The 20418-nt window shown below is 46.0% G+C and carries 15 protein-coding genes; 10 read left to right on the top strand and 5 right to left on the bottom strand.

Going from position 1 to position 20418, the window contains the following annotated elements; genetic code table 11:
* Positions 1-21 precede the first annotated feature (21 nt).
* Positions 22-1773 (bottom strand): alpha-glycosidase, encoded by a 1752-nt coding sequence (locus IEX62_RS12365; protein ID WP_188775830.1) that lies wholly within the window; start codon positions 1771-1773, stop codon positions 22-24.
* 458 nt (positions 1774-2231) lie between these two features.
* Here IEX62_RS12365 and IEX62_RS12360 point away from each other — a divergent pair, with 458 nt between their 5' ends.
* Together IEX62_RS12360 and IEX62_RS12355 are read left to right on the top strand one after the other, a co-directional pair.
* Positions 2232-3629, top strand: coding sequence for an L-cystine transporter (locus tag IEX62_RS12360; RefSeq protein ID WP_188775829.1), 1398 nt, complete (start codon positions 2232-2234; stop codon positions 3627-3629).
* Between the two features lie 275 nt (positions 3630-3904).
* The gene (locus IEX62_RS12355) at positions 3905-4462 is read left to right on the top strand and encodes an SMI1/KNR4 family protein (protein ID WP_188775828.1); all 558 of its coding nucleotides are present in this window, start codon (positions 3905-3907) and stop codon (positions 4460-4462) included.
* A gap of 211 nt (positions 4463-4673) precedes the next feature.
* Here IEX62_RS12355 and IEX62_RS12350 read toward each other — a convergent pair whose 3' ends face one another.
* Positions 4674-6185, bottom strand: coding sequence for a CoA transferase (locus IEX62_RS12350; protein WP_188775827.1), 1512 nt, complete (start codon positions 6183-6185; stop codon positions 4674-4676).
* Positions 6186-7024: 839 nt separating this feature from the next.
* Between IEX62_RS12350 and IEX62_RS12345 the strand changes: the two genes are divergently transcribed.
* Positions 7025-7663 (top strand): hypothetical protein, encoded by a 639-nt coding sequence (locus IEX62_RS12345; RefSeq protein ID WP_188775826.1) that lies wholly within the window; start codon positions 7025-7027, stop codon positions 7661-7663.
* Between the two features lie 278 nt (positions 7664-7941).
* Here the strand turns inward: IEX62_RS12345 and IEX62_RS12340 are convergent, their stop codons facing one another.
* The gene (locus tag IEX62_RS12340) at positions 7942-9243 is read right to left on the bottom strand and encodes an aldehyde dehydrogenase (protein ID WP_188775825.1); all 1302 of its coding nucleotides are present in this window, start codon (positions 9241-9243) and stop codon (positions 7942-7944) included.
* A 482-nt stretch (positions 9244-9725) separates the two neighbouring features.
* On the opposite strand from IEX62_RS12340, the gene IEX62_RS12335 reads away from it, so the two are divergent.
* Positions 9726-10382: a TetR/AcrR family transcriptional regulator gene (locus tag IEX62_RS12335; RefSeq protein WP_188775824.1), complete on the top strand. Its 657-nt coding sequence runs from the start codon at positions 9726-9728 to the stop codon at positions 10380-10382.
* An 83-nt stretch (positions 10383-10465) separates the two neighbouring features.
* On the opposite strand, the gene IEX62_RS12330 is transcribed toward IEX62_RS12335, so the two are convergent.
* Positions 10466-10924, bottom strand: a complete 459-nt coding sequence (locus tag IEX62_RS12330) for a MarR family winged helix-turn-helix transcriptional regulator (protein ID WP_188775823.1) — start codon at positions 10922-10924, stop codon at positions 10466-10468.
* A 690-nt stretch (positions 10925-11614) separates the two neighbouring features.
* On the opposite strand from IEX62_RS12330, the gene zwf reads away from it, so the two are divergent.
* The 5 genes from zwf to IEX62_RS12305 all read left to right on the top strand — a co-directional run bounded on the left by zwf (position 11615) and on the right by IEX62_RS12305 (position 17490).
* Positions 11615-13117, top strand: coding sequence for a glucose-6-phosphate dehydrogenase (gene zwf, locus IEX62_RS12325; RefSeq protein ID WP_188775822.1), 1503 nt, complete (start codon positions 11615-11617; stop codon positions 13115-13117).
* 213 nt (positions 13118-13330) lie between these two features.
* The gene (gnd, locus tag IEX62_RS12320) at positions 13331-14230 is read left to right on the top strand and encodes a phosphogluconate dehydrogenase (NAD(+)-dependent, decarboxylating) (RefSeq protein WP_188775821.1); all 900 of its coding nucleotides are present in this window, start codon (positions 13331-13333) and stop codon (positions 14228-14230) included.
* 807 nt (positions 14231-15037) lie between these two features.
* Positions 15038-15490, top strand: a complete 453-nt coding sequence (locus tag IEX62_RS12315) for a MerR family transcriptional regulator (protein WP_188775820.1) — start codon at positions 15038-15040, stop codon at positions 15488-15490.
* Between the two features lie 182 nt (positions 15491-15672).
* Entirely contained in the window at positions 15673-16887 is a 1215-nt protein-coding gene (locus IEX62_RS12310; RefSeq protein ID WP_188775819.1) for an MFS transporter, read from the top strand.
* Between the two features lie 156 nt (positions 16888-17043).
* Positions 17044-17490, top strand: coding sequence for a universal stress protein (locus tag IEX62_RS12305; RefSeq protein ID WP_188775818.1), 447 nt, complete (start codon positions 17044-17046; stop codon positions 17488-17490).
* Positions 17491-17947: 457 nt separating this feature from the next.
* Here the strand turns inward: IEX62_RS12305 and IEX62_RS12300 are convergent, their stop codons facing one another.
* Positions 17948-18904 carry an L-lactate dehydrogenase gene (locus IEX62_RS12300; RefSeq protein ID WP_188775817.1) on the bottom strand — a complete coding sequence of 319 codons (957 nt, stop codon included), beginning with the start codon at positions 18902-18904 and terminating at the stop codon, positions 17948-17950.
* A gap of 444 nt (positions 18905-19348) precedes the next feature.
* Here IEX62_RS12300 and IEX62_RS12295 point away from each other — a divergent pair, with 444 nt between their 5' ends.
* Positions 19349-20374 (top strand): NADP-dependent oxidoreductase, encoded by a 1026-nt coding sequence (locus IEX62_RS12295; protein WP_229685747.1) that lies wholly within the window; start codon positions 19349-19351, stop codon positions 20372-20374.
* Positions 20375-20418: the final 44 nt, after the last annotated feature.

Here is a 20418-nt window from a genome sequence, read left to right as displayed (position 1 = left end):
AGCAGCATGTCCAGTAGCGTATCAGGAGGACGATTCCAGGCAACGCAGCACTTTATAACCATAGGCAGGTAACTCGTGCTGAAGCTTGCCTTTATCCAGCGTCAGCTCCTGCGGCTCTAACACATCCTCCCAGTGGCTCGCTTCGAGATCCAGCTCTACCGTAATCGGCTGATCCGAGCTATTCATCGCAATGATAAAGCGTTCCTTGCCATCGGTGCGCTCGTATACAAGCTCATTGCTGCCTTTACGCGAGTGCAGGAAGCGGAAGCTACCCTGACGCAGTGCTGAATGCTGCTTGCGTAGTGCGATCACCTGACGATAATAATCGAACAGCTCACGATCCTGTTCTTCTTCCTCCCAGATCATACAGCGGCGACAATCAGGATCATGCTCGCCCTCCATCCCAATCTCGTCACCATAATATACGCACGGTGTACCGGTATAGGTCATCTGGAACAAGACCGCCAGCTTGAGTCGTTCCTTGTTGCCCTTTGCAACCGTGAGGGCGCGCGCCGTATCATGACTGTCCAGCAGATTGAAGGCAACCTCTGTTACCTGTAGTGGATAGCGCGACATTTGCGTGCCGATCGCATGCGAGAAGGTCAGCGCATCGGTGGTATCTTTAATGAAGAAGTCGGTCACGGCATTTTTAAATGGATAGTTCATCACGGAGTCGAATTGATCGCCCTGTAGCCATGGACTGGACTCATGCCAGATTTCGCCCAGAATATAAATGTCCGGGTTAATCGCTTTGACCGTCTGCCGAAATTCGCGCCAGAACTGGTGATCCACCTCGTCCGCTACATCTAGACGCCAGCCATCAATGCCGTATTCCTCTGCCCAATGGCGAGCAACGCCAAGCAGATATTCCTTCACCTCAGGATTCTCTGTATTCAGCTTCGGCATGAGCGGTTCAAAGTCAAACGTGTCATAGGTAGGCACGCCATCCTCAACAGCCAGCGGGAACTTACGCACATGGAACCAGTCCTTATAGCGCGAATGCTCGCCTTTTTCCTGTACATCGACAAATGGCTTGAACGTTTTACCAGAGTGATTGAATACCGCATCAAACATAACGCGAATGCCTTTGCTGTGGCAGGTATTGATCAGCTTTTTCAGCGTTTCCTCATCGCCAAAATGCGGATCGATCTGCATATAATCCTCGGTATCATATTTATGGTTCGTAGTCGCTTTGAAAATAGGGCACAGGTAGATCGCGTTCACACCCAGCTCTGTCAGGTGATCCAGATGATCGATAATCCCCTGTAGATCGCCACCGAAGAAATTGTACCATTCCGGCTTGCCACCCCATGGCAGCGTGCCTTCTGGATCATTCGACGGATCACCATTGGCAAAGCGCTCCGGGAAAATCTGATAAAATACCGCGTCCTTCACCCATTCTGGTGTCGTGAACACATCGACCGGATTGATAAATGGAATATCGAACAGGCGATCCATATCCGGTTCTTTATCGCCAAACTTATCCTCATCCATCCAGATCGTTTCGCTATCGTTGCTGAGCTTGAATCCATATTTAAGACGGCGATACGGCGGCTTCACCTCACATTGCCAGTAATCAAACAGATCATCCGTAGCAAAGATCGTCATCGGAATAAGCTCTTTCGATTTATCCCAGATGTATTTATCTCCTGTCAGCGCCCAGGCTTCCTTCACATCCTGCTTTTTCGTGCGCAAGCGCAGATGAATCGTTTCCCGATCATACGGATAACCCCAGTTCAGCTTCGGACGATGGTAAATAGCTTCGATCAGCATAGTTGTGCCTCCTGTTATCAATTGATATTCATGTAAGGATCAGGTACGTCGGATGAATAATGTCATGACTAACGATATGTAGCTCGGTTGCCTATAGTTGGCGTTACGGATGGGACGGATCGATATTGCCGATCCTATCAACACCAACATATCATAATAACCCTGTCTGCTCCATTGGTAATCGCGAGTACAGATATAACCTCGCGGAAGATCAATTCTTGCTAACCGCGAACGATTCTAATGTAGTATTTCTTGCACAGAATCCTTAAAAACAAAATCACATCCGCATCAAGAAGTAGCGACGATTTCAAAATACTGCTCATCTTTGTTGTCAAAAAACAGATAAACGAAGCGGTAAAACACCATATTAATTAATACTATGAGTTTAGTCGGGTTTATGCTAAACTGTAACCGTTATGTACACGGAATTGTAAAAAAGCTGATAAAAGGAGAACATTATGGATACTTTATTGATCATTCTCAATGTGGCTGTACTGGTCGGACTCATCGGCGTGCTTGTCTGGATGCAGAAAAAGCATGTGTCGTTTACCAAGCGTGTATTTACAGGGCTGCTGCTCGGGATCGTGTTTGGCGTAATCCTTCAGCTCGCGTATACACCGGATTCTGAAATTCTGTCAGATTCGATGAGCTGGTTCAGTCTGGTAGGTAGTGGTTATGTTCGACTGCTACAAATGATCGTTATTCCATTGATCATGGTATCGATCATCATGGCGATTCTGAATCTGAATGGTCGCCAAAATCTCGGTAAAATCAGTGGCTCGATTCTACTCGTGCTATTGCTGACGACAGCGATTGCTGCGGCGATTGGGATCACGTCTGCACTTGGCTTTGGTTTGACCGCTCAGGGTATGCCAGTAGGCGACGTCGAGGAACAACGTGGCGTATTATTACAGGAAAAACTAGGCGATGTGGAGGGCAAGCCATTGCCAACGCAGCTGCTGGAGTTTATTCCAACCAATCCATTTGAAGATATGACCGGAGCCCGTCAATCGTCGACGCTGGCTGTCGTGGTCTTCTCTGCCTTCGTTGGTGTGGGAGCACTAGGCTTTATGCGTAAAAATCCAAAGCAGGGCGAAGTGTTCCAAAATGTCATGTCTGCCGTATACGGTGTCGTGATGCGGATCGTCACTCTGATTCTGCGATTGACTCCATATGGTATTCTGGCGCTCATTACGAAAATGGTCGCTACGACCAGTGGTCAGGATATCCTAAACCTGTTCAAATTCGTACTGGCTTCGTATGCTGCATTAATCGCGATGTTTATCGTGCATCTGGTGATTCTGGCGATTGGTGGTCTGAATCCGGTGCAATATGTGAAAAAGATTATCCCTACATTAACTTTTGCCTTCACCTCACGTTCTAGCGCAGCTACCATTCCGCTGAACATTGATACACAAACTCGCAAGCTGGGTGTATCAAGCGGTATTGCCAATCTGTCGGCTAGCTTTGGCGCTACGATTGGTCAGAATGGCTGTGCAGGTATTTATCCAGCGATGCTAGCGGTGATGATTGCACCGACCGTAGGGATTAACCCGCTCGATTGGCAGTTCATTTTAACCTTGATCGCGGTCGTAACGATTAGCTCACTGGGCGTAGCTGGTGTAGGTGGCGGAGCAACATTTGCCGCACTGATCGTATTGTCGACGATGAACCTGCCTGTAGCTCTTGCAGGTCTGTTGATCTCGATTGAGCCATTGATCGATATGGGTAGAACGGCGCTGAACGTAAGCGGCTCGATGGTTTCGGGTGTGATCAGTAGCCGTGTACTGAAGGAGCATGATGCAGAAGTGTACAATCAGGATGTCGCTGAATTGGAGCCTGCTGAAGCTTCTTGATTCCTTCGTTAGCATGGAATATGAACGGAAGATATAAACTGAACTTGATTTGAAAAAACCTTGATGGCATGTAAGATGTGCTATCAAGGTTTTTTGATGAACTGCACTCTATTAAGGATACCAGCAGCGACTTTCATGTGAATTGCACTCTATTTAGATCAAGTAGATCGAGTTATTCATGTATAAAATTTGCTTCTACGCTTTATTAAGGAGATAGTAGTATAAAGCAGATCATCATGACCTATCCTGGTGGATGTACAAGGAGGCTTAGCCAATTGATCCAAGAACAGATCGTATCCTTTATAGAGTGGAACCGTAATCGTGGCTGTGAAGCGAAGCTTGTGCATGAAGCAGTGGATTATCCAACAAAGGAGCTTCAGAGCATTCCTGTACCGGATGTTCTCACACAGCGCTACACTACTTTGCCAGCGGCTTTTGCCACATGGCTCCAGCTCGTTCAAATCGTAGTTGCACCACACGGACAGGCGTGGTTTTTAACCGCTACCGATTATCGGGAGCACAGCAGTAATTCGATATCAGAGCAGGAGGCTGCATTTGCCTGGAATGAATGGGAGCATATGAGCCTGGAAGCTGCCGCTAATGATGCAGACTGGCAACAGCAGATTCGTACATTCTGGGATCGCTATGTACCGATTGTGATGATCGTACAGCCGGAATATGCTTTTTATGCGATCGACACGCACAGTCCTGACGGCGCGGTCATTTATGGACGAGAGCCTGAATTTGAGGAAAGTGATGAGATTGCAGCGTCATTTGAGGAATTTTTGCGGGGGATCATAGATGGAACGTTAAAATGGTACAGCCAGGTATGAACACCGGCTGTACCATTGAGAAAGGTTGTTTGATGAGTAGCATCAGTCATTCTTCTATATAAAGAGAGTGAGATAAAGAGATCGAGCGATAAAAAAGATCACATACTAGTATAGTGCTTGGCTCTCGTTTTGCCTATTTCCATCCAGTGCTTCGATCGCCATTACGTCTATGTCCACTTGATACGGCTTCCATTCGGTTCAACGTTACCTATTATAGCCACTCGGCATGTCCTGAAGCACGAGGGACGAGCACGGTACGATACTCACCCGGTGTTTCCGACATCTTCACCTGGTCGGTTACACCCTGATACTGTCCGCAGACGGTATCGGCAGTGAATAGCTCGGGATCGAGATACAGATGCTCTTCGGATGAGCCTGCAGTCTGGTGAGCGAACTCTTTGTCAAATAGACCGAGTGACATGAGCCATAGCGATACACGACTCAGTGAAATATGCACGCGGTAGCTACCACCCTCGGTAGCACGGCGAGCCAGTGCAGCCATCGCGCCTGCTGCGGCGAGCCAGGAGATAATATAGTCATTCACAACCAGAATCGGTGGTAGCTCTGGCTTCTCCGGTGCACCTTCAAGTGCCATCACGCCGGTCAATGTTCCAGCAGTCTGGTCAAAGCCTACTCGCTCTGCCCACGGCCCCTGATCGCCATTTAGCGATACGGATACATGAATAATACCTGGACGCACGGCGGCACTTTGCTGTGCGCTCAGACCGAAGCGTTCCAGATACGAAGGACGACGATTGGCAAAGAAGATATCGGCATCTTTTAGCAGCTCCATCATCCGTCCGTGCGCTGCTTCGTCACTTAGCTCCAGCATCGCCGAGCGCATCCCTACATTCGCTGTATAGTAGGTCGTATCCACTTCCCAGTCAGATGGACGCCAGATGTTTAGCACATCTGCACCATGTAGTGCCAGGGCACGGCCTACGCCAGCACCTGCGATCACATGCCCCATACCGAGCGCACGAATACCTTCCAGCGGCTCAGAGCCACCCTGTGGCATCGGTTCAGGTGCGCTATCACCGATCTTCTCAATCTCCACGAGTGGCAGAGAAGCAATCGATTCCAAGGCTGGCTCATCAAGGAATTCCTCCACCGTACGTGCCATTGGCATAACTACGCCTGCTTTGGCACCGGCTTCCTCCAGATCACGCGCGTTCCATTGTCCGATGGCTTTCGCCACAGCCTCTGGCGTATCCGCACAATCCAGCAGCTTGAGTGTATTGATTTTCAGCTTAGGATACGGCTCCAGTGGCATGACCCAGCGTTTGTCCTTTGTCTGGTAAAAGTGGAACTTAAACGATGGGCTTGGATCAGAAGGACTCATCGGCGAATATCCGTTCAGCTTTTCCCATTTTCGATCATAAAAAGGAGACAGACGATGCAGAATCTGACGCAAATCCAGCGAAATGTCCTGTCCTTTACCGCCACGCAGTCGCCATAGATTCGCCGCCGCGACCGACTTGGCAACCATACCGATACCAGCTGAGCTGGCGAGTCGTAGCACACTCGGCACGATCGGGTCTTTACCCATAAAATGAATCTCACCGCCGCTGTCCTTCGCAGACAGTCCCATGCCGCTCAGCACATCCTCCAGCGCTGCATGAATATCAAATACCGTATGATCGGCGCGATGGTTGACTGCATATTGAATGCGTTCTTTGAGTAATGCAGGTTGTTCTTTTCCGATAGAGTTAGTTGATATCATAGAGATACACCTCTTTGGATAGAATAGTCGTTGCCTTTGTAGGGATGTCAATTCTGTTATTCAAGCTAACTCCGTGATTACGAACAGAGGTACAAAGGCACTCATTTATATAAACAACATTATATAAATTTATACATATAATTTTAAAGGTTTATGGGATAAATGCAATGAACAATAAAGGGTCAGATGCGGTGTATGCCACATTTGGTAGGGGTTTGTAGGTATAGATGAATTAAAAAATGGAGTTAGTTTCACTCAAACTTTTAAAATAAAAAATACAGCCGTTTTAGTGGCTGTATTTTTTATATTTCATAAACCAACATAGCAAGAACCATCTGATTAAAGCTTTGGTTTGAGTTCCTATATATACAAAACTCATACGTTATTAAAACGTTTTTTTATAATGATACTACATAAAATAATGAGCAAATAAACCAATATTGCATTGAGAATATACATAGGTAAGTTAAATAACACATGACTTTTGAATATATTCCAAGTAAACAGACTATAAGTTTGGTCAGGTAGGTGTTCTCCATAATAATTTATGAATTGAAAAGGTAATCCCAACTTATAGTGATTTTCAGCAATTTGATTAGAGATAGGGAAGAAGATCGTTAAAAATGGAATGATAAGACTGATGATAGGAGCTAGCTTCATAAGTTTATGATTACTAAAATAAAGTTTAGGTGTCATTTGTATCAACTCCTTTGAATAAATGGTGTTATAAATACAATTTATCAATAATTTGTATTTTTATTTAATAATTTTACCATAATTATACTTCATAATGAAATATATGTTAAATTTTGAGGAATTTTGTTCAAAAAAGTAGTAAAGTGTTTTTATTTTTATTTAGTATTGTGTTTATTTTTTCAAGTTTTCAACAAATAGTTAGTGCAGAAGCTTCAATAACTAGCAAGTCAGAATTAGAAGAAATGAGTCAGAAGTATGATATTGAATTTGTATCTTTGGAAGGTAGCGAATTAGAAAAACTAAAACAAGCAGGAGAATTAAAGACATTTAAAAGTTTTGATGAGTACGCAGAGTACATAAAGGATATGACAAACGAAGTTCAGAAAAACCCGTCATCACCTGAAACATTTTCTGTACAAACAAACGACGCAGCCCAAGGAATATCAACCATGGCTCAAAACTCGCATATTATCAACTGGTATGCTCCCATGTCTGGAGGTTTAAGTGGAGTACTTACCTGGAAAAATGTTTCTATTGTATATAATTACACAACCAGTGGAGGTTTCTCTACCTTCACTGGTATATCTAGTATTAAGTCTTATTTAACTGGTGTGCAAGCTGCAGTTTCTTGGGAACAATTAAGTGCAGTAAAGTCGTATTCGAAACAGTACAAACCTCAAGATACAGCTAATTTTACGATTAAGGGTTATTATTTAGTTGGAGCAGAAATTTATGGTGTTCCGATCGGTGCTAAAATAAATGATACATGGAATACTTCATAGTACTTTGCCTACAACTCCAGGGTTAGGATGTTTTTAAATTAATTGATATTACAGATGTTTTAAAAGACTTTATTTGATCGCTAGTATTTATAAAAACGGTCAGGTAAAGTCTTTTTGTTTAATAATTGAATTTCTATTATCTCTATAAGTCTTTAAAGCATTGAGAATCAAACTTTCTTATGTAACTCGATAACCATGCAACAACAAAAAGAAGCAGCCCACTCACACAGGCTGCTTCTGTCTATATTAACGTTATTTTTATACTCAACAAATATCTCTTACAAATTACGCTTCATCACACTCTTATGATGCGAGAACACCTCAAAGCTCTGCTGACCATGGTACGAACCCATGCCACTTTCGCCTACGCCGCCGAATGGCAGGTAATGCGAGGTCATATGAGACAGCGTTTCATTGATACAGCCGCCACCGAACGATACGGTATCTAGCACCTGATCGATCAGCTGTTCATTCTGGGTGAACAGGTACAGTGCCAGCGGTTTAGGACGATTCACGATCTCATCCAGCAATGGGTTCAGATCATCGTATTCAATCACAGGCAGAATCGGGCCGAAAATTTCCTCCTGCATGATCGGTGCATCCCAGCTTACATTGTCCAGCAGGGTAGGCTCGATAATCAGCTCATCACGCACCGAACGTCCACCAAACAGAACCTGTTCATTTTCCATCAATCCAGTCAGACGGTCGAAGTTGCGTGTGTTCACGATATGTGGGAAATGCGGATTGCTCAACACATCGGCTGTATATTTGTCCGCAATCTCCGCTTGCACCAGCTCGGCGAACTTCGCTTTTACACTGCTATGAATGAGCAGATAGTCCGGCGCGACGCAGGTCTGTCCAGCATTCAGGAACTTACCACGTACCAGGCGTTCGGCTGCCAGCTTCAGGTCAGCATCCTCGTGTACGATCGCTGGACTTTTACCACCCAGCTCCAGCGTTACCGGAGTCAGATGCTCAGCTGCTGCACGCATAACTACACGTCCTACATGAGTGCTACCGGTAAAGAAGATATAGTCGAATTTTTCTTTGAGCAGGGCTGTACTTGTCTCCACTTCGCCTTCTACGACAGCGATATACGAGGTAGGGAACAGATCACTCAGCATGTCGAAGATCAGGCGCGATACGGTAGGGGTCAGCTCAGATGGCTTCATCACCACTGTATTACCAGCGGCAATCGCACCTACAAGCGGGCCAAAAGCAAGCTGAAACGGATAGTTCCACGGCGCGATGATTAGCGTTGTACCATAAGGCTCTGGATAAATCGTGCTTGTTGCATCCGGTAATGCGGCTGCGGTTGGTACGGTGCGTGGCGCTGCCCATGCCGTCAGATGCTCCAGCGCAAAGTCCAATTCACCCAAGACGATGCGAACCTCTGAACCAAATGCCTCTGGTTCCGACTTGTTCAGATCGGTATGCAGAGCTTCCAGAATACGTGGCTGGTAACGCTCAATACCCGCACGCAATGTACGCAACGCTTCAATGCGATAAGCGACATCGCGAGATTGTCCAGTTTTGAAAAAGCTGCGCTGCTGCGCAATGAGTTGTTGTATGGATTCCATGATTATTCACTCCTATAGATGATAAGGTAATATACGCTTGCTCTTTGTTCATCCCGTATAAACGAGATAAACGAGGCTTCAGACAAATAGCAGGCGATTATGTGTTAGCAATTTTCTAAACATGTGGTTCAATGCAAAGTAACTTTTGCCAAATAAAATGAAATAGGGTGCTGAAAGGTTATAGAGCACTGAAATAGTAGTCAGTTCATCTTCAAAAGACTCTTTAAACGAATTAGCTACTTGCTAATCGTTATTTCCGAAAAAAGATTGCTCACAATAGTTCTATAAATTGAATAGTTATATGCAATACAAATTGGATTATATGATAGCCTACTAACAATGACAATAACCAGAAAAGAAGTGGATGCGGCTTATACCACAAATGTGGTATAAATGAGTAAGAAAGTCGATTGTAACGTGCAGAAGCATCCATTCCAATAGATCGTTCTCTTATCTGCTTCTACTCTACAGGAGGTAATTCCATGCCAGATTCGTTCTCATCAACGCCACAGCCTGCTGGTGCTGTACCGTCATCGATCCATCATTCGGCTAAGACACTGAAGCTTGATCCACGAATTGTACGTACGCGTGCGCTACTACGGGATGCGTTAATCCAGCTTATGGAGCAGCAGCCGTATGACAAAATTACGATTCAGCATATCGCAACTCAAGCAACGGTTAATCGCAAAACGTTCTATCTTCATTATGAAACGAAGGATCATTTACTGTACGCGGTGACGGATGAATTACTGGGGGAGCTATTTGGCGAGGCGCGGGATGCGAATTCGTTTGACCAATCGGTGGAGGAGCTACAGCGCTATATTGCCGGACGGATTTTCACTTATATTATTCGCTATCAACGGTTTTTCGAGGTGATGTTTGAGCGGCAGGCAATGTCGAACTTCGTGCAATATATGAAGCAGTATATCGCACGTTTTTACGAGGAGAAATTCGCCAAGCTACCGGATAATAAGCTGCCTGTCCACAAGGATGTGATCGCCAGCTATATCAGCTCTGCCTATGTCGGTGTGATCCACTGGTGGCTGCGCGAGGGCATGCCGTATACGCCGGAGGAAATGACCGAGCAGATGATCGTCCTCAACTCCAATGGCCCGATTCGCCTCATTCAGCAGCAATAAAGTAGTAAAACAGTAAACAAGCCTATTCAATCCAGCACATCTGTACAGTCAGATGTCTGTTTGAATAGGCTTGTTTGGTTGATTCATGGTACAGGTACAATATCCAGTGCTTCATCGATCTGCGCATTTTGCTTGATCCGACTGAGCAGCCGATGCAGCAGCACACGCTCATCCTCGGAAATGCCATCCATCAGATCACGTCCAGCCTCCTGCATAATGGCGCATACAGGCTGCTCCAGCTCTGCGCCAGCAGCGGTCAGATAGATTTTGAAGCAGCGACGATCATCGGTGCAGGTAATTTTGCGGATAAAGCCCTTGCTTTCCAGATTGGATAACATGCGTGTAATGTTCGTTTTATCCTTACCTAATCGCTCACCGATCTCATTTTGCGTGAGGCCGTCCTTTTTCCAGAGCAGCATCATCACAAAGGTTTGCTCCGGTGCGAGATTGAACGGGGCAAGCTTGTGCTTGATATATCCCGCAATCGCCAGATGGACATCACGAATAAACACGGTATAGCTCTTTTCTACGTCATATGGCATCGAACTCACCCTTATATGTTTGATCACTGTCATCGTTGTGTATTTACTGTTAGCAATAATGGATATGAATATTGGAAAAGTCACACCCTTTATGCAAAGAATACGCATACGGGTGGTTATAGTTGGTATAGCAACCGTCGTGGGGAAATAACTATTTCCTTCATGCAGCATAAGAAATAGTCGTTGAATCGACGTTAGACTATCACTTTTACCTGAAACTGTCAACGAGGCGAACGAACCGAATCGATCGACAAAATTTTCTTAGCTCTCTATAGCTAGCGTCCTGGTTTTCCCTGCATCACAGGCATGAAGCGACAGGGCAAGCAATAAAAATGAAGATGTAAGCGGTAATATTCAATGTGAAAGTTTCATTTTCATCTTGACATTGTTCGACACAAGGTCTATTGTAATTTTTGTAAGCTTGACTGTCACAAAAGAGACACAATGCAAGATTGACTTTATGACGAAGATTGAGTAATTGATATGTATCTTTGTTTATATGAACTGTATAGAGGATGTATATCAAAAGCGAGCAATCGTTTATTTTTTTGTCGATATAGTTGCTATATCAACCGATACTGTAGGTAAGAGTCATGTTTGTACTATAACGAGAACTAGCCCATACACCCATAGCATGTACGCATGCTATATAGAGAAAAAGGGATAGGTACATTTTGGAGGAGAAACGATATGGAAGCTATGACATTTGTATTGTTTGGTTCGACCGGGGATCTGGCGAAACGCAAGATTTTCCCTGCTTTGTACAACCTGTATGTGGATCGTAAAATGCCGGAAGCCTTCTCAATCATCGGGCTCGGCCGCAAATCATTTAATGATGCGACCTTCCAAACGTATGTTGAGCAGTCGCTTCAGGAATTTTCCCGCAATACTCCGAATGATCGCAAGACGGTGGATGCCTTCCTGCGTTCGATTCGCTATCATATTTTGAACGTGGACGATACAGCAGGCTACCAAGAGCTGCTGAAGCTGGTAGAGCAGCGCGAGTCCGAGCTGAACATTCCGCAAAACCGTATGTTCTACATGTCCGTTGCACCGGAGTTCTTCGGTGTGATCGCAGATAACATCAATGCGAGCGGTCTGGGCAACACTTCAGGCTGGAAGCGCCTGATCATCGAGAAGCCATTCGGTCATGATCTGGAATCCGCACGTCAGCTGAACCAACATCTGAGCAAAACCTTTGCAGAGGAAGAAGTGTTCCGTATTGACCACTATCTGGGCAAACCGATGGTGCAAAACATGGAGTCTTTCACTTCGGCGAATCCAGTCATTCAATCGCTGTGGAACAATCGTCACATCGCGAATGTACAGATTACGGCATCCGAGGTAGTCGGTGTTGAAGAGCGTGCAGGCTACTACGATCATACCGGTGCGATTCGCGATATGGTACAAAACCATATGCTACAGGTGCTGATGATGACGGCGATGACATTGCCGGGTGGACATACCGCAGACGATGTACGTTCCCACAAAAAATACATCGCTAAAGCACTGCGTCCGATTTCCAAAGAAGATGCACACAAGCATATCGTACGTGCACAATACGTGAACGGCGTTGTATCCGGTCGCGAAGTACAGGGCTATCAGGATGAGCCGGGCATCGAGTTAGGCTCCAACACCGATACGTTTGTAGCAGCGCGTGTCTGGGTGGATGATTTCTCCTGGGAAGGTGTTCCATTCTACATCCGTACAGGTAAACGTATGAAAGAGAAATCGACTCGTATCGTGATCGAATTCAAAAACACCATGCAAAACAGCGAAATCTGTGTCGATTGCGATGGTCAGCCGAACATGCTGACGATCAGCATCAATCCAGAAGAGAAAATCACGCTACAACTGAACCGTCGTAACGTGAAAACAGGTCTGCTGGAGCCAATGACATCTGAATTCGTCATGGGTACAGACAATGATCCAGAAGCTTATGAGCTGCTGATCGGCGATGCCCTGAACGGTGACGGTACATTCTTCGCACACTGGGACGAAGTAGAGCTGTCCTGGCAGTGGGTTCAACCGATTCTGGAAGCTTTCGCGGACAACAGTCTGCCACTGCATGACTATGCTGCTGGCACCTATGGCCCTGAAGCATCCGATGCTTTGCTGGCAGAGCAAGGCTTCCGCTGGCTGGGCGACCAGAATGCAGCACCGGTACGTACCGGCGTCGCTTCTGCACGCTAAGAGATAAGCTGTTCTTTTCAACATGAATGGTTGGCTTACGCTCTGGTTAATGATAAACAGAGCGTATTCACCATGCCTTCAGAGCCGGGTTGCCGGCTTTGCAGAATGCCAGACTGTGCTGGAAGCAGTCGCACTAGCGCTGGCTATAGATGGTTACACAGGTTATAGATAAAAAAAGGGATGTTCATCCCAAACACAACGGAGGGCTATACTATGAAAATCGGTTTGATCGGCTTGGGTAAAATGGGTATGAATCTGGCACAAAACCTGATGGATCACAAACATGAGGTGGTTGCCTTTGACTTGAACAAAGAAGCAGTAAAAGAAATTACTGACCTGGGCGCACAAGGCGTAGGTACAATTGCAGATATGGTTAGCAACCTGGAATCCCCACGCATCGTCTGGGTCATGGTTCCACACGGCGTTGTTGATTCCGTACTGGGCGAGATCGCTCCACTGCTGTCTGAGAACGATATCGTGATCGAAGCAGGGAACTCCCACTACAAAGAATCCGTACGTCGTTACAATGAAATGAAACAAAAAGGCATTCGTTACATGGACGCAGGTACATCCGGCGGCATGAGCGGCGCTCGTAACGGTGCATGTTATATGATCGGTGGCGACAAAGAAGCTTGGGATGTAGTAGAACCAATCTTCCGCGATACAGCTGTTGAAAATGGCTACCTATACGCTGGCGAAGCAGGCAGCGGTCACTACCTGAAAATGGTACACAACGGTATCGAGTACGGTATGATGGCAGCAATCGGTGAAGGCTTCGAAGTTCTGGAAAAAAGCCCATACGACTTCAACTACGAAAAAGTAGCTCGCGTATGGAACAACGGCTCCGTTATCCGCTCCTGGCTGATGGAACTGACTGAAAATGCATTCGCAAAAGACGGACGTCTGGAAGAAATCCAGGGCATCATGCACTCCTCCGGCGAAGGCAAATGGACAGTCGAAGAAGCAATGGATCTGCAAATGGCAACTCCAGTTATCGCCCTGTCCCTGCTGATGCGCTACCGTTCCCTGGACAACGATACATTCACAGGCAAAGTCGTAGCTGCCCTGCGCAACGAATTCGGCGGCCACGCCGTAGAAAAATCCAACAAGTAAGCTAAAGTCATTACTTGAACAATAAGTGGACAGATAAACTATCCTCCACTCCACAATATAACAAAAGAGCTGCACACCTGATCCATTCAGGAAGTGCAGCTCTTTTTTGTACGTATGTCATCTTAATGTATAACTCTAAATATATAACCTCAAAAGATCACTATATCCACGACCCATCTAACTTTACAAGTACAGCCCCTCATTTAAATACAACTTTTCAGCTATAACGCTATCGAAGTCAAGCCTCCACTAACAATCACCCAATTCCCTTCCCTCTGCTTCCTCCACCCCAATGGAGTTTTTTAGTTGTACCCCCACCTCAGAATCATATGTACATTCCATATTAATGTTTACGTCCTTTTATGCATTTTTTTTAAGAGCTAGCCAACCTTTAAAATCAAAAGCCACTCAAATCATTCAAAAGTAGAAGATTATAAAAAAATACCACAACCCGCACAGAACGAAGGCAAGGAAATAAGGGGAAAGGACGACTTTGGAGGGGCGGGAATCTACATTTAATCCTAATCCGTAGATTCCCGCGGCTCCACCCGAGTCCGTCCCCTTATTCCTTGCCGAAGTGGTTGCAGCACCACCAACGTATTGCGCTAAAACCATGCCAATTGAATTCAAGTTTTAAAAATGTGCCCTGAGAATGCACGCCCACACCTAAGAAAACACATTTTTTTTCTGAAAACCCACAAAAAACTCCAAAAAACCGTTCTCATAACGTTGACGTTAACGTTAAATAGGTTTAATATATTCATATACGATATGTAATTATTTAAATAATGAAACGGAGGGGTGACCATGACATTGTACAAAATCGATGAGGTTGCCAGCGAATGCAATCTGACAAAGCGAACGATTCGGTACTATGAAGAGATTGGTCTGCTGTCCCCGCAGCGAAGCGAGGGTAATACTCGCCTGTACACACGTGAGGATATCGAACGGCTCAAAAAAATTATCAGTGCGCGCGATGTACTTGGCTTTTCCTTGCAGGAGCTGCATCGGTATATCGAGGTGGTTGAAATGCTCACCGGACAGCGTGAGCGTTACCGCAGTATTACCGATCTGGAGGAGCGCAGACGTCAGCTGGAAGAGATTGACGACACGCTGGGCAAGCAGCTCGATATGATGGAGAGCAAAATGCGTACGATTCAGAGCTTTAAGGAAGAAGCCGAGCAGCTACGCCAGCAAGTACGTGAAGGCATGGAGAGGCTGGGGCGTCAGTCGGTGGAACGTGCAGAAGCAGAGCATTAAATAATCTGTAGATAGAAGCCCACTAGGAGCACACGCGGCCAATTCACATCGAATGCATGACCACATCATCCAGCATGCCGGCAAACCAATGACCGGCATGTTGTCAGGCAAGGTTTTGCTTGATCCAACAATAATTGAAATTTAATAAATAGAGAGCAACATATAAGGGAGGAACCTGCAACATGAGTACAAAAACAGCTTCAGTCAAAGAGCTGCCTAAGCAAGGCGGATTATTATCTCAGCCGAAAGCAGTCTGGGCAGTTGCCTTTGCCTGTGTCATTTCATTTATGGGTCTTGGACTGGTAGACCCGATCTTACCAGCGATTGCGAATCAGCTTCATGCAACACCCAGTCAGGTATCGCTGCTATTCACCAGCTACAACCTTGTAACAGGTCTGGCGATGCTGATTACCGGCTTTGTATCGAGCCGGATTGGTATAAAATGGACGCTGCTTAGCGGCGTTGTCCTGATCATTATTTTTGCTGGACTTGGCGGTATGTCTGATACGATCGGTCAAATCGTTGGCTTCCGTGGTGGTTGGGGTCTGGGTAATGCCCTCTTTATCGCGACTGCATTGTCCGCAATTGTTGGTCTGTCCACTTCCGGTACAGCCAAAGCGATTATTTTGTACGAAGCGGCACTGGGTCTTGGTATTTCCGTTGGCCCACTGCTTGGTGGTGAGCTCGGTTCGATCTCGTGGCGTGGCCCGTTCTTCGGCGTTAGTGTACTGATGCTGATCGGATTTGTATTTATCTTAGTGATGCTGCCTAAAATTCCAAAACCAAAAACACGCAGCTCGCTTGCCGATCCATTTAAAGCATTGAAATTCCCTGCATTGAAAACACTCGCGATTGTCGCATTTTTATATAACTTTGGTTTCTTTACCCTGATGGCTTATTCTCCTTATGTAATGGGATTGGATGAGCACGGTCTTGGTTATGTATTCTTTGGCTGGGGTATTTTGCTGGCGATCACTTCCGTATTCGTCGCACCGAAGCTGCAAGCACGCTTTAATCTGGCAGGCTCGATGGGCGTTATGCTGACTTTATTCGCACTGGATCTGGTGTTTATGGGTCTGGGCGCAGCATTTGGTTCACCTGTACTGGTCATTATCGGCGTTATCGTGGCTGGTATTTTCCTCGGTATTAATAACACATTGATCACGACAGCGGTTATGGAATCGGCACCGGTGGAACGTTCGGTTGCTTCCGCAGCCTACAGCTTTGTCCGCTTCCTTGGTGGTGCGGTATCGCCATTCCTCGCGGGTAAGCTGGCAGAATGGTACAACTCAGCAACACCATTTTACTTCGGTGGCGCGATGGTACTGATCGCTGTTGTTGTGCTGATCGTTCGTCGTCGTCATCTGGCAGATATTGACGTATCGCACGGACATTAATGCTGGAATGAATACAAGCCGTAGCCTTTACCTTTGCTGAGTAATCTTGAGCTGTTTGCGTAAGTAGACGTTAACTTCGGCTTCTTTTGTTCATTACAGGGATAAACAAGTTGCGTCTGCTGCGTACAAATTCTACACATACTGGAGGAAAAGAACATGTCAGAACTACATGGTAATTCAGCGTATGGGCGTATACTGGTCGCAGTGGATGGCTCTGAACATGCACAGCGTGCATTAGAGCATGCGGTTAAGCTGGCACAATCGTTACAGACCGCACCGCATTTGACGGTGCTGCATGTGAATCCAACGATGATGGTTGCGGAACCACCGCTTGGTGTCGATGTAGGTATACGTCTGGACGAAGAAGGACGTGAGATGACCGAGCCGTATCGTCAATATCTGGATACAACCGGTGTTGCTTACGATGTACGTTACCATACAGGTGATCCAGCAACCGTAATCTGTGATACCGCGAAGGAGCAGAATATCGACCTGATCGTCATGGGTACGCGCGGAATGAGTACCGTATCCGAGCTGTTTCTTGGCAGTGTGAGTCATAAGGTGATTCAGCATGCAGAGTGTCCGGTGCTAACGGTGAAATAAACGGGCAAGATGCTACGAGGTACATCTAATTGCGGATCATACTGTAGAGAGCATATTGTACAAATAGGAAGCCAGGCGATAAGTGACCTTTAGATGTTTAATAAAAAAGCCAATACTATGAAGGAAATACATAGAATTGGCTTTTATTTTGAAAATAGAGATAAAAGTAGAGCGTAGTCTATTTTAAGGTTCTTATTATTGAAGTCATATACAAATGCAGCAAGGAAGATGTGCTACATAAAGCAAGCTCTTCCTTGCTGCTTATTCATATTAGCCTATAAGTTCATAGACAAAACCTATAAAATGCTCGTAATATAACGTCCATTCGATTAGATAGGCGGGTAGCAACCAGCATTATACTTCGTTATACCAGGCTGATAGTTTACTTCATACTACGGAAACCATCCAAACCACTCTAATGCATACAATTCACTATTTCCACGCTTGTCTGCATCGTTTACACCGTCACCTGTACCTGCTCAATCGCGGTACGAATCACCGTACAGGAATGCTCCAGCTGCTTTTGTTCTTCTTCATTCAAGCGTAGCTCAATCAGCTCTTCAATACCATTTCCACTAATGATCGCTGGCACGCCTGTACATACATCTTGCTGTCCATATTCGCCATCTAGAATCGCAGACACAGCAATAATCCGATGCTCATCGTACAAAATAGAGCGAGCGATGTGGGCGAGTGCATTGCCAATACCAAACTGGGTATGACCTTTACGGAGGAAAATTTCCCAGCCTGCATCACGCGTTTTGAGTGCTACGTCTTCCATGCTTAGTTCAGGGAAACGCTCAGCATGCTGTTCTAAAATATGCAGTAGTGGTTTACCGCCGATCGTTACGTGCGACCATGCAACAAATTGGGATTCGCCATGCTCACCCAGTACATAGCCGTGTACGCTACGCGGGTCGATGGAGAAGACGTCAGACAGAATCGTTTTCAAACGAGAGGAGTCAATCGATGTACCTGTACCAATCACGCGTCCACGTGGTAGACCGGAAAATTGCCAGGTTAGATAGGTCACCACATCGACCGGATTCGCTGCAATGATAAAGACTCCGTCAAATCCGCTCGCCATGATCGGATCGATAATGTCCTTCGTAATCGCTGCTGCCTCATGCAATACGGTCATGCGATCCTGGCCTGGCTTCGGATTCGCACCTGCTGTAATGATAACGATATCCATATCACCACAATCCTCCAGCGAACCAGCATATACCTTGGTACGATGTGAGGTAAAGTCCATGCAGTGTGACAGGTCGAGTGCCTGAGCGACTGCCTTCTCATGTGTCCGTCCAACCATCATAATCTCATCGGCAATGGACTGATTGATCATCGAATACGCACAACCTGCTCCGACCATACCGACTCCAACAATGGCTACTTTTCTGTTCTTTCTACCCAAATGCACAGCCTCCACTCTTTATAAATATGACGCAAGCATTCCTTCATACAGACAACGTATAAACAACGGCTAGCGTCCTAATCATTCATCTCACATTCGACAGCATCAACAATAAGGAATGTTAAAATACATTCCACAATTGACATTATACATGCTTTTTATTCAGGTGTAACTGCTAAATGTGTTATATAAGTTAACTCTTTGTAAGTATTTAATGGACTATATCACACTATATGTAAATATAAATATATAATAGTGTGTAGTGGATTACAGACAGCGCAGAGTTAGGATTGGAATACAGGTGTCATAAGATGTGGCGATTGGGGTAAATAATAACGTGAGCTACCGTGCATGCACCAGTGGCACTTTCATTCGTGTATGTACTTCAATCCTACATGCAATCATTCGTATTGCAATGATCGAAGATATGAGGAGGAATATAATATGGCAGAACAAATGAATGAATACTTCGCACTAGCAAGTCGCCCAGCAGGCACACCAGCGCTGGAGCATTTTACAGTGAAAAAAGAAGAACTCAATATGCCCGAGGATGGACAGCTACTCGTAAAAACACTATATGTGTCCGTTGACCCGTACATGCGCGGTCGGATGAAGGATGCGAAGTCGTATTCAGCACCGTATGCGATTGGCGAGCCGATCACAGGTGGCTCGATCGGTCGTGTGCTGCATAGCCGTGCCGATGGATTTAAGGAAGGCGATATCGTCGCTGGTGGCTGGGGCTGGCAGCGGTATGGCATCATAGACAGCAAGGCTTGTCGCCGCATCGATCCGGAGCTAGCGCCGATCACAACAGCGCTTGGCGTGCTCGGTATGACGGGCTTGACCGCCTATTTTGGCACACTGCGTATTGGTAATCCGCAGCCTGGTGAGACACTGGTGGTGTCCGGTGCAGGTGGTGCGGTTGGAATGATCGTTGGACAGATCGGTAAAATCAAAGGCGCGCGCGTCATCGGTATTTCTGGATCAGATGAGAAAAATCGCTACCTCAAGGAAGAGCTGGGCTTCGATGAAGTGATCAATTACAAAACCGATCAGCCGCTAGCCGAAGCGCTGGAGCGCGCATGCCCGGATGGGATTGATGTGTATTTTGATAATGTCGGTGGTGATATTACCGATGCGGTCATTCCGTTATTGAATCGCAATGCACGTATTCCGCTGTGTGGACAAATCTCGCTGTACAATCAGGAAAAACCAGAGCTTGGGCCACGTATCCTACCGATGCTGCTCACACGAACCGTCCTGCTCAAAGGCTTCCTCGTGGGCGACTACGCTGCTGAGCAAGAAGAAGGACTGCGTGAGCTGGGACAATGGGTACGCGAAGGACGCTTGAAATACCGTGAAAATATTATCGACGGCTTTGATAATATTCCTGAAGCATTTATCGGGCTATTCAGCGGTGAGAATCTGGGTAAACAGCTTGTGCGTGTAGCAGAGGATGAAGAGAATTAATTCAGTCCGTTCTCATCGCACAGTAGGTAGGTTTCAAGGGTATC

Origin of the sequence: Paenibacillus hunanensis, from assembly GCF_014645615.1 — a bacterium.
GTDB classification, from domain to species: Bacteria; Bacillota; Bacilli; order Paenibacillales; family Paenibacillaceae; genus Saccharibacillus; species Saccharibacillus hunanensis.
The sequence above is the reverse complement of the archived record's forward strand: the minus strand, read 5'-3'. Positions and strand labels throughout refer to the sequence as shown.